Raw genomic sequence first — 14967 nt, 5'->3', positions numbered from 1 at the left:
CAGCTGCTCAATGGCGTGACGTTCAAGGTCCCGGACGGCAGCAAAACAGCGCTGATCGGACCCAACGGAACCGGCAAGACCACCCTCTTCCGGATCATCTCCGGTGACCTCGTCCCGGACGAAGGCGTGATCGGCCGGTCCGGGAACATGGGGATCATGCGCCAGTTCGTCGGCCAGGTCCGGGACGACTCCACGGTCCGGGACCTGCTGGTGTCCGCCGCGCCGCCCGCCCTGGCTGCCGCCGCGCGCGCCGTCGACGAAGCCGAACTGGCCATGATCGAGCACGACGACGAACCGACCCAGATGAAGTACGCCCAGGCGATCGTCGACTGGGGCGACGCCGGCGGCTACGACGTCGAGACCGTATGGGACGAAGTCTGCATGGCGGCACTTGGCCTGCCGTTTGACCGCGCGCAGCACCGGCCGGCGTCGAGCCTGTCCGGTGGCGAACAGAAACGGCTGGTCCTCGAAGCCCTGTTCGCGGGACCGGACGAGCTGCTGCTGCTCGACGAGCCGGACAACTACCTCGACGTGCCGGGCAAGCGCTGGCTCGAGGCAAAGCTGAACGAGTCCAAGAAGACCGTGTTCTTCATCAGCCACGACCGCGAGCTGCTCAACAACGCCGCGGGCCGCATCGTGACGCTGGAACCCGGCATCAACGGTGCCGGCGCGTGGATCCACGGCGGCGGCTTCGGCTCTTACGTTGAGGCCCGCGCCGACCGCAATGCCCGTTTCGAGGAACTCCGCAAGCGCTGGGACGAGGAGCACGTCAAGCTCAAGGAACTCGTCAACATGTACAAGAACAAGGCGGCGTTCCGCTCCGACATGGCCAACCGGTACCACGCGGCACAGACCCGGCTGGCGAAGTTCCTGGAGGCGGGTCCGCCGGAAGCGCTGCCGATCGAACAAAACGTAAAGATGCGGCTCAAAGGCGGGCGCACGGCCAAGCGCGCCATCGTGGCCGAGAAGCTCGAGCTCACCGGACTGATGAAACCGTTCTCCACCGAAGTCTGGTTCGGCGACCGGGTGGGCGTCCTCGGTTCCAACGGCTCCGGCAAGAGCCACTTCCTTCGGCTGCTGGCCACCGGCGGCACGGATCCGGAACGTGAGCACCTCCCCGTATCCGACGTCGAAATCGCCGAGGTCCCGCACGAGGGAACGGTGAAGCTCGGCGCCCGGATCCGGCCCGGATTCTTTGCCCAGACACACGTCCGTCCCGACCTGCTCGGCAAGACCCTGCTGGAAATCCTGCACCGCGGCGACGAACACCGCTCCGGGATGGCGCGCGAGGCGGCCGCCGGCGCCCTGGACGGCTACGGCCTGGCCTCGCAGTCGGAGCAGAAGTACGAGTCGCTCTCCGGCGGCCAGCAGGCCCGGTTCCAGATCCTGCTGCTGCAGCTCTCCGGCGCCACCCTGCTGCTCCTCGACGAGCCCACGGACAACCTGGACCTGCACTCGGCCGAGGCGCTTGAACGCGCCATCGACCACTTCGAGGGCACGGTCCTGGCCGTCACCCACGACCGCTGGTTCGCCCGGACCTTCGACCGGTTCCTCGTGTTCGGCTCCGACGGCCGGGTCTACGAATCCGGTGAACCCGTCTGGGACGAAAAACGCGTCGAACGCGCCCGCTAATCCGCCCGCACACCCGTAGATGATCAAACTTTTGATTAATTGATCATCCAGACCTATCGTTTAAGCATGAGTACCGAGGAGCGTCACCGCAGGATCGGTGAACTGCTGCGCCAGCGGGAGCACATGAGCGTGGAAGAGCTCACCGCCGAATGCGGCGCCTCGGGTGCCACTATCCGCCGCGACCTTGACGTCCTGGCCCTCCGGGGGGTCCTGCGCCGCGTCCACGGTGGCGCCCGGAGCCTGGTGTCCCGCGGCGAGAACCCCGAGTACGGCCAGCGTGAACTCGAGGACCACGACGCCAAGATGCGCATCGCCGCCGGCGTGGCAGCCCTGCTCAAAGACCGCGGACACGTCTGGCTGGACAGCGGCACCACAGCCACCGAAGTGGCACGCCGGCTGCAGGGCCGGGACATCACAGTCATGCCGATGTCGCTGCAGGCCGTCAACGCCCTGACCGGAACGGCCCCCGGCCCGCGGCCAGAACTGCTGCTGCCCGGCGGAAGCCTCACCCCCGGCGAACTGTCCTTCCGCGGCCCCATGGCCGAATCCAACATCCGCGCCCTCCGGTTCGACACCGCCGTCGTGACACCGTGTGCGCTGAACCTCCGCGACGGCCTCCTGGCCCACGACCTCGAGGACGCAGCCGTTAAACGCGCCGGCCTCGAGTCAGCCGCACGCGTGATTGCCGCGTGCTCGGATGCCAAGTGGAACGCCAGCGCCGTCGCGCTGGTCGCTGCGCTCGACGCCGTCGACATTCTGGTGACAGACAAGAACCTGGGCCCGGCCGAACGTGCTGAGCTCGCCCGACACTCGGTGGAAGCAGTGATCGTATGACAAGCACAACAACCGCCCCGCAGGTCAAAGCCGCGGCCGCGGCGACGTTCCTGATCTTCGGCATCAACGGGCTGGTCTTCGCCAGCTGGGCCGCCCGCATCCCGGCGGTCACCGAAATCCTGCAACTCAGCTCCGGGCAGATGGGCAGCCTGCTGCTGTGCGTTGCCGTAGGCTCGCTGATCGCCCTGCCGACGGCGGGATGGGTGGTGGGCCGGCTGGGAACGGGCAACACCGTCCGCGCGGCCGGTCTGCTGGCGGCCGCCGGCGGCGTCGGCATCGCCCTGTCCCTCAACGCCGGCTCCGTGGCCGGAACGGCTGTTTCCCTGTTCTTCTTCGGCATCGGCATCGGCCTCTGGGACGTCTCCCAGAACATTGAAGGGGCCGACGTCGAACACCGGCTGGGCCGGACGATTATGCCGCAGTTCCACGCGGCCTTCAGCGGCGGCGCCTTCGTGGGCGCGCTGGCCGGGGCCGGCCTGTCCGAACTCGGCGTCGGACTGCCTACCCACCTGCTGGTCATCGCCCTCGTGGTGGCCGTCGCCGCCCAGATGGCTCCCCGCTACTTCCTGCCGCACACGACGCCGGACGCCCCCGCCGCAGGTGAGGCTCCGCAGCCGCGGGCTGCCGCCTGGCGGGACGGCCGGACCCTGCTGATCGGCGTCGTCGTCCTGGGCGCAACCCTGACCGAGGGTGCCGGGAACGACTGGATCGCCAAGGCCTCCGTGGACGGACTCGGCGCCGAACAGTCGAGCGGTGCCCTGCTGTTTGCGGTCTTTGTTCTGGCGATGACGGCCATGCGCTTTTTTGGCGGACGGGCGATCGACGCCTACGGCCGGGTGGCCGTGCTGCGGGCCAGCATGGCGGCCGCTGCGGCCGGGCTGGGACTCTTTGTCCTCGCCGGTAACATCTGGCTGGCGGCAGCCGGTGCAGCGCTTTGGGGAATGGGGGCCGCGCTGGCTTTCCCGATGGGTATGTCCGCGGCGGCCGACGATCCACGCCACGCGGYGGCGCGGGTCTCTGTCGTGTCAACGCTGGGGTACGTGGCGTTCCTGGCCGGGCCACCGCTGCTGGGCTACCTCGGAGACCTGACCGGAATCCGGCTGGCGCTGCTGGTTATCGGTGTGCCGATTCTGGTTGCCCTGCTGCTCGCCGGCGCCGCGCGGCCCGTGCGCGCCAGCTAAGGAGCCGCCGCGCGTCGCCGTTCTCCCGGATACAGGAGCGCTGGAATCCCAGCCAGAGCAGCAGCACCACCGGGGCTGCCAGGCAGACAGCGCCAACGGTGTCCGTCAGCCAGTGGGCCGACAGGTAGGTACGGCTGACCATCATGGCCATGGTGCCGGCAGACGCCAGCAGCCATACCCACGCTTTGGCCATCAGCAGTGCCAGCACCAGGACGAAGGCGGTGGTGGTGGCGACGTGACCGGAGGGGAACGACCCCGTGTCGGTGAGGACCACGGTGTTCTGCGGCCGTTCGCGCAGCACGCCAGCCTTGATGACCTGGGTGAGGATCAGGACCGCCACTCCGGCGGCGGCGCTGAAAACCGCCGTCTGCGGCCGGCGCCGGATCAGGAGAGCCAGCACCAAAAGTCCGTGCACGACCAGGACCCCGCGGTAGCCGGCGACGTTGAGGACGGCGTTGATGGCGTCCCAGAAGGGGCTGCGCAGGCCGGTGATAAACCCCGCCCACCCCCGGTCCAGGCCCTGGAACGGCGGGTTGGCGACGTTGGCCAGCAACAACCCGCCCAGCACCGCGGCGACGGTGAGCATAACGGTACTAACCGCCAGGACGCGGCCTGCAGCCAATGGCCGGGGATCCAGCACTCGGGTCATCGCCTCATCCTAGCTGCGCCCGGCAGTAAGGTGGGGAAATGCGAAGCATGCTGAGAAAAACACCGCGGGGACTGGAGAAGCTGGACCGCAGGCTGGTCCGCTCAGTCTCCCGGCTCCCGGGCGGCGGCCACGATGACTTCTTCCGCCACCTGTCCGCTGCCGCCAATAACGGCAAGCTCTGGATGGGCATTGCGGCCGTGATGGCGCTCTTCCCGGGGAAAACCCGCCGGGCCGCCCTGCACGGACTCCTGGCGCAGGGCGTCGCGTCCGCAGTGACCAACATGGTCTTCAAGACGCTGTTGCCCCGCGCCCGCCCGTTGCCGGAGCACCTGCCCGTCTTCCGCTTCGTCAACCCCCAGCCCACCAGTTCCTCCATGCCCTCGGGCCACTCGGCCTCGGCCGCGGCCTTCGCCCTGGGCGTGGGGCTGGTCCGTCCGGCCCTCGGCGCCGCACTGGCACCGGCCGCGGCCGCGGTGGCCTACTCCCGGGTCCACACCGGTGCGCACTGGCCCTCGGACGTTTTCTTCGGCTCAGCCATCGGCTCGGGCGCCGCCCTTGTGACGCGGAAGTGGTGGCCGGTCCGGCCGCCTTTCCCGGCGGTCCGGCGCAGTCCGGTGGACGCCCCGGCGCTGCCCGACGGCGAGGGGCTCGGCATCGCCGTGAATACCCTGGGCGGCTCCTACGCCGCCGAAACAGCCGGTGCCCTGCAGAAAATATTCCCCAAGGCGTATATAAAGGAAATCGGCCCGGAGGACGACGTCGCAGCGGAAATCACGGCCGTCGCCACCCGCCCGGGCGTCGTTGCCCTCGGCGTGTGGGGCGGAGACGGGACCGTGGGCACGGCCGCCGCGGCCGCCGTCGAACATTCCATCCCGCTGCTGGTGCTGCCCGGCGGCACGCTCAACCACTTTGCCCGGGACGCCGGCATCGGAACCCTCGAGGCGGCCGTCCAGGCTGCCACCCGGGGCGAGGCCGCCTGCGCCGACCTCGGCCATGTGGCTGTGGAGCGGGGCCTGCCGGAGAGCCCCGAGCGGCTGGACCTCACCATGCTGAACACCGCGAGCATCGGGCTCTACCCCAACCTGGTGCGCCGCAGGGAACACCTCCAGCCCGCACTGGGCAAGCCCCTGGCAGGTGTGGTGGCCATGTTCCGTACCTTCGCCGCAGGCACTCCCAGCACCCTGGTGGTCGACGGCCGGCGGCACAAATTGTGGATTCTGTACGTCGGCCGCGGCCGCTATTACCCGCGCGACCACGCCCCGCTGGTCCGTCCGGTGCTGGACGACGGCGTCCTGGACCTGCGCATGATCACCGCGGACGAATCCTTCGCCCGCCTGCGGCTGCTCTGGTCCGTGCTGACCGGCACCGTGGCCACCTCCCGGATCACCCACCTGAGCGAGGCAACCCGCATCCGCGTGGAACCGGGCGACACCACCATGGTGCTGGCCGTGGACGGTGAGGTGATGCCCGGCGTCCGCGCCGTCGAGTTCTCGGTGGAACCCGCAGGCCTGGTCTACTACACCCCGCAAACGGAATAGCCACGGGTCATCCCCGCGGACTACCCTGACCGGGCCCTGAATCATCCCTGAGAGCGGCGAATTCGGCCGCCCGCGTCGGTAGCGTGGTAGGTACACAACCACACGCGACGCAAAGGAACGCTTCCATGATCGAAGCACGAGGCCTGACCAAGGTGTACGGCGAAAAAACCGCCGTCGCCGGAGTCAATTTCACCGTCGAAGCCGGCAGGGTCACCGGATTCCTGGGCCCCAACGGCGCCGGAAAATCCACCACCATGCGCATGATCATGGGACTGGACCGGCCGACGTCGGGCTCCGTCACCGTCAACGGCGTGCCRTTCGACCGCCACCAGGCGCCGCTGCGCGACGTCGGTGCCCTGCTGGACGCCAAAGCCGTCCATACCAGCCGCTCGGCCTACAACCACCTGCTGGCCATGGCCGCCACCCACAGCATCCCCAAGAAGCGTGTGCACGACGTCATCGAGATGACCGGGCTGGCCGAGGTGGCCAAGAAGAAGGTCGGCGGGTTCTCCCTCGGCATGGGCCAGCGGCTGGGCATCGCCGCGGCACTGCTCGGCGACCCGCAGACCGTCATCCTGGACGAACCCGTCAACGGCCTGGACCCGGAAGGAGTGGTCTGGGTGCGGAACCTGGTCAAGTACCTGGCCTCCGAGGGCCGGACCGTGTTCCTCTCCAGCCACCTGATGAGCGAAATGGCCGTCACCGCGGACCACCTGATCGTGATCGGCCGGGGCCGGATCATCGCCGATGCGCCCATCCAGGACATCATCACCGGCAAGGGGCAGGGCCGCACCCTTGTCCGCACCGACCAGCCGGACCAGCTGATGCAGCTTCTGGCCGGCGCGGGCGTCACCGTGGAAGTCCAGGACAACGAGCTCCTGGAGGTCTCAGGTCTCCAGCCGCGCGACATCGCCCGGACCGCGCTTGAGAACCGCGTCATGATCTACGAACTTACCCCGCTCCAGGCCAGTCTTGAGGAGGCCTACATGGAGCTGACCAAGGATGAGGTCGAATACCACTCGCTCGTCACCACGGGTGCCCACGCCCCCGACCAGTCCGGAGGCAACTAAGCCATGAGCTCCACCACCCTCGAACCCACCCCCTCCAGCCGCGGCGCCCACGCCGGCACGGCGGGCACCCCGGCCGGCAACAGCCTCAGCACGGGACCCGGGCCCAGTTTCCTGCGCGTCCTGAACTCCGAAGTCATCAAGTTCCGCACGCTCCTGTCCACGCTTATCCTGCTGGCGGCCACCGTCGCCGTGATCGTCGGTGTCGGCGCCCTCGCCGCGTGGGGAATCGGCCAGGCACTGCAGGCGTCCTCCAGCAATCCCCAGCGGTCCGCCGCGCTGGCGGCCCAGGGCGACATTGCCGCCTCCGCACCCAGCGCCGGAATCTCCTTCGCACAGCTGATCCTCGGCTCCCTGGCCGTGCTGATCATCAGCTCCGAGTTCACCACCGGCATGGCGCGGTCCACCTTCACCGCCGTCCCGAAGCGCATCCCGGCCTTCGTGGCAAAACTGGTTGTGGTGGTGGTGTCCGCCTTCCTGGTCACCGCCGTGTCCCTCTATCTCGCCGGCCTGGTGGCCGCGCCGATCCTGGACCAGTACGGCCACACCCTCGATATCTCCAGCGGGCACTATTACCGGACCCTCCTGATCAACAGCGCCTACGTGGCAGCGGTCGCCGCAATCGGGATGGCGCTCGGGGCGCTGATCCGCAACTCGGCCGGCGGCATTATGAGCCTCGTCGGAATCTTCTTCGTGCTCCCGATTGCGCTGGAAATCATCCAGGGCGACTTCGTCAAGGAACTGCGCAAATTCATGCCGGCCAACACGCTGGCGCCGCTGACCGCGTCCGAGCACGTTCCGGACACCCTGGAAGCCTGGCAGGCCGCCCTGGTCCTGGGTGCCTGGGCGGTCATCCCGCTGGTCCTCGCAGGGTTCCTGCTCAAGAAGCGCGACGTCTAGCAGGGCCCGCGGGTACCAGCGTCTAGGCTCGGAGCATGATCGACGCAGCACCCCCCAAGGACGCACCGGCCGGCCAGGCCGGTGCGTCCTTCGCCGAAATCACGGCCCGGCGGCGCGGCCGGGTCCGGCGCTACCTCCACCTGCACCCGCGGGTGATGGACGTCCTGGTGGTCCTTACCTACCTGCTCCTGGCGACCCCGACGGCGGTGCAGTCCCTGCGCGGCGGCCCGTGGCAGGTGCTGGTCCTGCTGGCCGCCACCGCCGTCGTGCTCCTGTTCCGCCGCGCCCGCCCGGTGCTGGTCCTGGCGGCGGCGGCCGTGCTGGAACTCGCGGTCTCCGCGCTGCACCCGTGGGGCTCCAACGTCTCGGCCGGCCTCTGGTTCGCCCTGTACTCGGTGGCCCTGGTCCGCTCCCGGCGCTTTACCTTTATTGCCCTGGCCCTCTCGACGGCGCCGCTGGCGGCACTCTACGTCTCGCTGGCCGTCGGCCCGCTGGACGGGCGGCTGCCGGACATGGCCGTCAGCACCCCGGCCAACTTCCAGCTGGTCACCAGCATCGCGGCCGGGGTGAGTATCATCCTCTCCAGCGTGATTGCCACCGGAATCGGGATCTCGGTCCGGCAGCGGCGGGAGCATGAGGAGGAGATCACCGCCTGGGCCGCCACCGCCGCGCAGCTTGGATCGGTGAACGAACGGAACCGGATTGCGCGCGAAATGCACGACGTCGTGGCGCACTCCCTCACCGTGATGGTGAGCCTGTCCGACGGCGCCGCCGTCGTCCTGGACAGGGACCCGCAGCGGGCCGGGGAGGTGCTCGGCGAACTCTCCCGGACCGGCCGGACGGCGCTGGCGGATATGCGCAGGGTCCTCGGCGTCCTGCGCGATGATGCCGCCCCGGGCGCGGCCCCCCGGGAGCCGCTGGTGGCCGGCGGGAACCTGGCCAAACTGCTGGCGGGATTCCGCACGGCCGGCCTGCCCGTGCAGTACTCGCACTCCGGCCCGGCGCTGCCGGAAGACGCCGCATTCCAGTTGACGGTGTACCGGATAGTCCAGGAGTCGCTGACGAACGTGCTGCGTTACGGCCGGTCCCTGGGCCGTGTGGATGTCAGGATTTCGCGGAACAATGCCACCGTGGCCATCGAGGTGCTCGACGACGGCAAGGGCGGCCTGGAACAGCCACCCGGACCGCTGGGTTCCGGCCAGGGCCTCGCCGGGATGCGCGAACGCGCCCGGTTCTATGCCGGCACGGTGGAGGCCGGACCGGCCGCGAAGGGGGGGCTGGCGTGTGCGCGCCGTCCTGAACTGCAACCTAGACAAGGGAGCGTCATGACCGACGACGGACCGATCCGCATCCTGCTGGTGGACGACCAGCCCCTGCTCAGGATGGGCTTCCGGCTGATCCTCGAAGGGGAGGAGAATTTGTGCGTCGTGGGCGAAGCCTCCGAGGGAGCCGAGGCCGTGCGCCGCACCGAGGAGCTGCGGCCCGACGTGGTGCTGATGGACGTGCGGATGCCCGTACTAGACGGGATCGAGGCGACCCGGACCATCACCTCCTCCGGCTCGGCGGCGCGGATCATCATCCTGACCACGTTTGACCTCGACGAATACGCCTTCGCGGGACTGCAGGCCGGGGCGTCGGCCTTCCTGCTCAAGGATGTGGCCCCCGCGGAGCTGGTCAGCGCCGTCCGGATTGTGGCCAGCGGCGACGCCGTTGTGGCACCGCGGATTACGCGGCGGCTCCTGGAGACCTACGTCCGCAGCGGGCAGCAGGACGGCGGCCCGGACGGGCAGGCAGGCGGGCCAGCAGGCGGGCAGCCGCGGCCCGCGGCCCGGCCCGCGCGGGATCCCCTGCTGGAGGAACTGACGCCACGGGAGACGGAAATGCTCGAGGCCATCTCCGAGGGTCTATCCAATGCCGAGATCGCGCACCGGTATTTCCTGTCCGAAGCGACCGTCAAAACCCATGTGCGGCGCATCCTCAACAAGCTGCAGCTCCGGGACCGGGTCCAGGCCGTGGTCTACGCCTATGAGACCGGCCTGGTGGTGCCGAGCAACCCGGACTACTAGGCGCACGGACTGCTGGGCGATCGGCGCAACCGTGCCCCCAGGAGCCTGAAACAGTGGTTTCACGCACATTTCGGAATTGCCGCGGAGGCAACACCCATTGCCTCCCGGGCCCCATTGCTGGAGGTCCGTCCGAAAACCGCTGCCGTAATCTGTATATCTGCACAGAACAGCGGTTCGGGCTGGCGGTCTAGTGTGAAACGACACTGTGGTCCGCCGCACATCCTTGCCCGGCATCGCCGGAGCGGAGGCACGGGCCCACACCACCCACGAAGGACGGCGCTTCATGCAGGCTGACCAGCAACTCTCCAAATCCCTGAAACCCCGGCACTTGTCCATGATCGCCATCGCCGGCGTCATCGGCGCGGGCCTCTTTGTCGGCTCGGGCGCCGCCATCCAGCAGGCCGGTCCGGGCATCCTGGTGGCCTATCTGGCGGCGGGGCTTGTGGTCATCCTCGTGATGCGCATGCTCGGTGAAATGGCAGCCGCCAACCCCGAGACCGGATCCTTCTCCACCTACGCGGACAAGGCCCTGGGCCGCTGGGCGGGCTTCAGCATCGGCTGGCTCTACGCATGGTTCTGGATCATTGTGCTCGGCATCGAAGCCACCGCCGGCGCCGCGATCATGCACCGCTGGGTGCCCGGCATCGACCAGTGGGTCTGGGCCCTGGCCCTGATGATCCTCCTGACCCTGACCAACCTTGGCTCGGTGAAGTCGTACGGTGAGTTCGAGTTCTGGTTCGCCTCCATCAAGGTTGCCGCCATCGTGCTGTTCCTGCTCTTCGGCGTCGCGGCCATCCTCGGCCTCATCCCGGGCGTTCCCGCCCCGGGACTGGACAACCTGACCGGTAAGGGCGGGTTTATGCCCAACGGACCCGGCGCCGTTTTGGCCGGCATCCTCGTGGTGGTCTTCTCGTTCTTCGGCGCAGAGATCGCCACCATCGCCGCCGGCGAATCCGAGAACCCGGTCGACGCCGTCAAGAAGGCCGTGAAGTCCACCGTCTGGCGCATCCTGGTCTTCTACATCGGCTCCATCGCCATCGTGGTGACCCTGCTGCCGTGGAACTCCGCCTCCGTCGCCAAGAGCCCGTACGTGGCCGTAATCGAGCTGTTCGGCATCCCCGGCGCCGGCACCATCATGGACGTTGTGGTGCTGACCTCCGTGCTGTCCTGCCTGAACTCGGGTCTCTACACCGCCAGCCGGATGCTCTTCTCACTCTCGCGCCGCGGCGACGCTCCCCGGTCCTGGATGCGGATCTCCAAGCGCGGCGTCCCGGCCGGCTCGGTGCTGGCCTCCACCGTGGTCGGGTTCATCACCGTGGGCCTGAACTACATCGCCCCGGACACCGTGTTCCTGTTCCTGGTCAACACCTCCGGCGCGATCGCCCTGTTCGTCTGGCTAGTCATCTCCATCTCGCAGCTGATCCTGCGCCGCCGGATGGGCACCGCCGCCCGGGACCTCGAGCTGAAGATGTGGCTCTTCCCCTACCTGACCTGGGTGGCGATCATCAGCATCGTGGCCTTGCTGGTAGGCATGGTGGTGCTGGACACGACCCGGGAGTCGCTGCTGCTCTCCCTGGCCCTCGCCGCCTTGGTGGTAGGGCTCGGCGTGTGGCGCTACCGCGGGAACGCTGCCGCGAAAACCGGTGACGACGCCGGGGCCGGCGCCGAGACCGGCGAAGAAGCAACCGCAGGCGTCGGCCCGGCCTCCTAAGGCCGGGGGCATGGCTCCGAGGCTAGACTCGGAGCCATGCCTTCCACCGCCACAGCAGCAGAGCACATCCAGGACCTCGGCGCCTACGTCAGCGCGTCGCCGTCGAGCTTCCACGCCGTCCACGAGGCCGCCCGGCGGCTCAATGAGGCCGGGTTCACCCGCCTCGACGAACTCCAGCCCTGGACAAACGGCAGCAACGGGGACGGCGGCACCGCGGCCGCGGACCGGGCCGGCGCCTGCTATGTAATCCGCGACGGCGCCCTTATCGCCTGGGTGGCGCCCTCCGGTGCGGGACCCACCACGGGCTTCAATATCCTCGGCGCGCACACCGACTCGCCGTCGTTCAAACTCAAGCCCAAGCCCACCACCGGCAAGTTCGGCTGGCTGCAGGCCGGCGTCGAGGTCTATGGCGGACCCCTGCTGAACTCCTGGCTGGACCGCGAACTGCAGCTCGCCGGGCGGCTGGTGATGCTGGACGGCACACAGCACCTCACCGCCACGGGACCCCTGCTGCGCTTCCCGCAACTGGCCATYCATCTGGACCGCGGGGTCAACGACGGGCTGGTCCTGGACAAGCAACAGCACATGAACCCGGTCTTCGGCCTGGGCGACCCGGCCGACGCCGATCTCCTGGGCCTGCTTGCCGGGCGTGTTCACGGAGCGGCGGTGGACCCCGCGCAGATCGGCGGCTACGACATCGTCATCGCGGACACGCAGGCCCCGGCCGTTTTCGGGGCGCGGGACGAATTCTTCGCCTCCGGACGCCTGGACAACCTCTCCGCCACCCACGCCGGACTGACGGCCCTGATCGACCACGCCTCCGGCGCCGTGCCCGCCGACGGCCCGATCGCTGTCCTGGCCGCCTTCGACCACGAGGAAATCGGCTCCGCCTCCCGCTCCGGGGCCTGCGGCCCGGTGCTGGAGGACATCCTGGTCCGGATTTCTGACGGGCTCGGCGCCACCGCGAGCCAGCGGCGGCAGGCATTCGCGGCGTCGTTCTGCGTTTCCGCGGACGCCGGCCACGCGGTGCACCCCAACTACGCCGAACGCCACGACCCGGCCAACCGCCCGGTCCTGAACGGCGGGCCGCTGCTGAAGATCAACGCCAACCAGCGCTACGCCACGGACGCCGCGGGCGCCGCGCTGTGGGCCAGGCTCTGCACCGACGCCGGGATCCCCTACCAGGAGTTCGTCTCCAACAACGTTATGCCGTGCGGCTCCACGATCGGTCCACTCACCGCCACCCGGCTTGGCATCCGCACGGTCGACGTCGGCGTCCCCCTGCTGTCGATGCACTCCGCGCGGGAGTTTTGCGGCGTCGAGGACCCGCACCGGCTCGCGACGGTGGCCGCGCTCTTCTTCCGCACCGCCGCCTAGGAACCGCCTAGGAGCCGGCGAGGCCGATCACGAGGTTGATGGTGGCAGCCAGGATGACGGTGCCAAACAGGTAGGACAGCAGGCTGTGCTTGAGGGCCTCGGCCCGGATCGCGTGGGTCCGCAGGGCAGTGTCCGAGACCTGGTAGGTCATGCCCAGGCTGGTGGCGAGGTAGGCGAAGTCGGTGTACCGGGGAGGTTCGTCCTGGTTGAAGTCGATGCCGCCCTCCTCCGCGCCGGCCCGCGCCGCGGTGCTGTAGTACAGCCCCGCATACCGCACCGTGAAGAGAGTCTGGACAAGCATCCAGGACAGGGCGACCGACGCCAGCGCCAGCAAACCGCCTGCGAGGCGGGATCCGCCGTCGTTGCTGTGCGCATCCAGCACGACGGCGGCCACGGCCGCGAGGCTGGCGACGTTGGCGGCCAGAATCAACAGGTCCGTGGCGCTCCGGGAGGGGTCCTCCGTGATCGCGTGGGCACGGGTTTCGGCGGCATCCAGCCGGCCGATCACGATCCAGACCCACAGCACGTAAATCAGCGCAGCGCTGCTCCAGCCGATGGCGGGGGCCTCCACCCAGTGTCCGCTGATCCCCGTGGCGACAGCGGCGAGCAGCCCGGCCAGGACCATCACGGCAAAGCGCAGCCGGCTGCGGTGGACGGGCGACGCCTTAGGGCGGGGTGCGGAGCTCATGCCCAGATCATGGCATACCAACCCGGGAGCTTATCCACATCCGCGCCGAACGGCTTCCGCCGCCAACGCGGCGGCGCCTAGGGTGGCCGTGGGAGAAATCGCTGAAACCGGCCCGGATGCACTAAGCTATTGAAGTCTGTGCTGCGCCCTGCCTCCGTTCCGGTGGCGGTGCGCCGCGCGGATACCGCAAATGAACCTCCTGTTACGGAAATGCCGTAACCGCTTAGCCCAAAGGAGGTGGGTTCACATATGCGTCCTTACGAATTGATGGTAATCATCGACCCCGAGGTCGAAGAGCGTACCGTTGAGCCGTCGCTTCAGAAGTTCCTGAACGTCATCACCAACGATGGTGGAACCATCGAAAAGGTTGACATCTGGGGCCGTCGTCGACTGGCTTACGAAATCCAGAAGAAGTCCGAAGGTATCTACGCCGTGGTGAACTTCACCGCCGAGCCGGCTACCGCCAAGGAACTTGACCGCCAGCTGAGTCTCAACGAGACCATCATGCGCACCAAGATCACCCGCCCCGAAGAGCAGAAGGTTGTTGCTGAGTAATTCAGCTTCACTCTTTCAATCTTTAACCCCGTAGGAACGAACAAGGAGGACGTAGATGGCAGGCGAAACCACTATTACGGTTATCGGTAATCTCACCAATGACCCCGAGCTGAGGTTCACACCGTCAGGTTCGGCAGTAGCGAACTTCACCATCGCTTCTACGCCCCGCACGTTCGACCGCCAGTCCAATGAGTGGAAGGACGGGGAAACCCTGTTCCTCCGCGCATCGGTGTGGCGCGAAGCCGCCGAGAACGTCGCCGAGTCCCTGACCAAGGGCATGCGCGTGATTGTTTCCGGCCGGCTGAAGAGCCGTTCCTACGAAACCAAGGAAGGCGAGAAGCGCACCGTTATCGAGCTGGAAGTCGACGAGATCGGCCCCAGCCTGCGCTACGCCAACGCCAAGGTCAACCGCACCCAGCGCTCCGGCGGTCAGGGTGGCCAGGGTGGCTTCGGCGGCGGCAACAGCGGCGGTTTCGGTGGCAACTCTGGTGGAAACCAGGGCGGCAACTCCGGCGGAAACTGGGGCGGCAACCAGCCCGCACAGCAGGACGATCCGTGGGCAACGCCCGGGGTCAGCAATGCAGGCGGCGGCTGGGGCAACGGCCCGGATTCCGAACCTCCTTTCTAAAACACATCTAAAGGTCCGACGCCGGAACCCGCGAAGCAGCCCTCGGCTGGCGCGCGGCGACCGTGGCGGATCACCACCATCCCGTGGATCAATATCCACGGGCTCCATCGAATAGGAGCTCCACGATGGCTAAGGCTGAAC

Annotated in this window: 13 protein-coding genes and 1 pseudogene; 12 read left to right on the top strand and 2 right to left on the bottom strand. The window is 68.3% G+C overall.

Annotation, left to right across the window (positions count from 1 at the left end; translation table 11 throughout):
• The 3 genes from AC1DHD_RS06610 to AC1DHD_RS06600 form a co-directional block, all read left to right on the top strand.
• On the top strand, positions 1–1632 hold a 1632-nt coding region (locus AC1DHD_RS06610; RefSeq protein ID WP_476878949.1), incomplete at its 5' end, for an ABC-F family ATP-binding cassette domain-containing protein.
• A gap of 66 nt (positions 1633–1698) precedes the next feature.
• Positions 1699–2466 carry a DeoR/GlpR family DNA-binding transcription regulator gene (locus AC1DHD_RS06605; protein ID WP_476878948.1) on the top strand — a complete coding sequence of 256 codons (768 nt, stop codon included), beginning with the start codon at positions 1699–1701 and terminating at the stop codon, positions 2464–2466.
• Positions 2463–3647 carry an MFS transporter gene (locus tag AC1DHD_RS06600; protein WP_476878947.1) on the top strand — a complete coding sequence of 395 codons (1185 nt, stop codon included), beginning with the start codon at positions 2463–2465 and terminating at the stop codon, positions 3645–3647. The genes AC1DHD_RS06605 and AC1DHD_RS06600 overlap by 4 nt, the downstream gene beginning before the upstream one ends.
• Here AC1DHD_RS06600 and AC1DHD_RS06595 read toward each other — a convergent pair.
• Positions 3580–4296 (bottom strand): phosphatase PAP2 family protein, encoded by a 717-nt coding sequence (locus AC1DHD_RS06595; protein WP_476878946.1) that lies wholly within the window; start codon positions 4294–4296, stop codon positions 3580–3582. The genes AC1DHD_RS06600 and AC1DHD_RS06595 overlap by 68 nt on opposite strands.
• Positions 4297–4334: 38 nt before the next feature.
• Between AC1DHD_RS06595 and AC1DHD_RS06590 the strand changes: the two genes are divergently transcribed.
• The 7 genes and pseudogenes from AC1DHD_RS06590 (at position 4335) to AC1DHD_RS06560 (ending at position 12955) form a co-directional block, all read left to right on the top strand.
• Positions 4335–5834 carry a bifunctional phosphatase PAP2/diacylglycerol kinase family protein gene (locus tag AC1DHD_RS06590; protein WP_476878945.1) on the top strand — a complete coding sequence of 500 codons (1500 nt, stop codon included), beginning with the start codon at positions 4335–4337 and terminating at the stop codon, positions 5832–5834.
• A gap of 125 nt (positions 5835–5959) precedes the next feature.
• Positions 5960–6904, top strand: a complete 945-nt coding sequence (locus tag AC1DHD_RS06585; protein ID WP_476878944.1) for an ABC transporter ATP-binding protein — start codon at positions 5960–5962, stop codon at positions 6902–6904.
• A 3-nt stretch (positions 6905–6907) separates the two neighbouring features.
• On the top strand, positions 6908–7801 hold the full coding sequence (locus AC1DHD_RS06580; RefSeq protein ID WP_476878943.1) for an ABC-2 transporter permease: 894 nt from the start codon (positions 6908–6910) through the stop codon (positions 7799–7801).
• 35 nt (positions 7802–7836) lie between these two features.
• Positions 7837–9130 (top strand): annotated as a pseudogene (locus AC1DHD_RS06575) (sensor histidine kinase).
• Entirely contained in the window at positions 9127–9867 is a 741-nt protein-coding gene (locus AC1DHD_RS06570; protein ID WP_476878942.1) for a response regulator, read from the top strand. Before AC1DHD_RS06575 ends, AC1DHD_RS06570 begins: the two are co-directional and overlap by 4 nt.
• A gap of 283 nt (positions 9868–10150) precedes the next feature.
• Entirely contained in the window at positions 10151–11578 is a 1428-nt protein-coding gene (locus AC1DHD_RS06565; protein ID WP_476878941.1) for an amino acid permease, read from the top strand.
• Between the two features lie 36 nt (positions 11579–11614).
• Positions 11615–12955, top strand: a complete 1341-nt coding sequence (locus tag AC1DHD_RS06560; protein WP_476878940.1) for a M18 family aminopeptidase — start codon at positions 11615–11617, stop codon at positions 12953–12955.
• A 7-nt stretch (positions 12956–12962) separates the two neighbouring features.
• On the opposite strand, the gene AC1DHD_RS06555 is transcribed toward AC1DHD_RS06560, so the two are convergent.
• Complete coding sequence (locus AC1DHD_RS06555) at positions 12963–13643, bottom strand: DUF1345 domain-containing protein (protein ID WP_476878939.1); 681 nt, start codon at positions 13641–13643, stop codon at positions 12963–12965.
• A 249-nt stretch (positions 13644–13892) separates the two neighbouring features.
• On the opposite strand from AC1DHD_RS06555, the gene rpsF reads away from it, so the two are divergent.
• Together rpsF and AC1DHD_RS06545 are read left to right on the top strand one after the other, a co-directional pair.
• Positions 13893–14198, top strand: a complete 306-nt coding sequence (gene rpsF, locus AC1DHD_RS06550) for a 30S ribosomal protein S6 (protein WP_056736825.1) — start codon at positions 13893–13895, stop codon at positions 14196–14198.
• Positions 14199–14253: 55 nt separating this feature from the next.
• Complete coding sequence (locus AC1DHD_RS06545; RefSeq protein ID WP_476861451.1) at positions 14254–14826, top strand: single-stranded DNA-binding protein; 573 nt, start codon at positions 14254–14256, stop codon at positions 14824–14826.
• Positions 14827–14967: the final 141 nt, after the last annotated feature.

It is taken from the genome of Arthrobacter sp. 05L45_2, assembly GCF_056397525.1.
The sequence above is the reverse complement of the archived record's forward strand: the minus strand, read 5'-3'. Positions and strand labels throughout refer to the sequence as shown.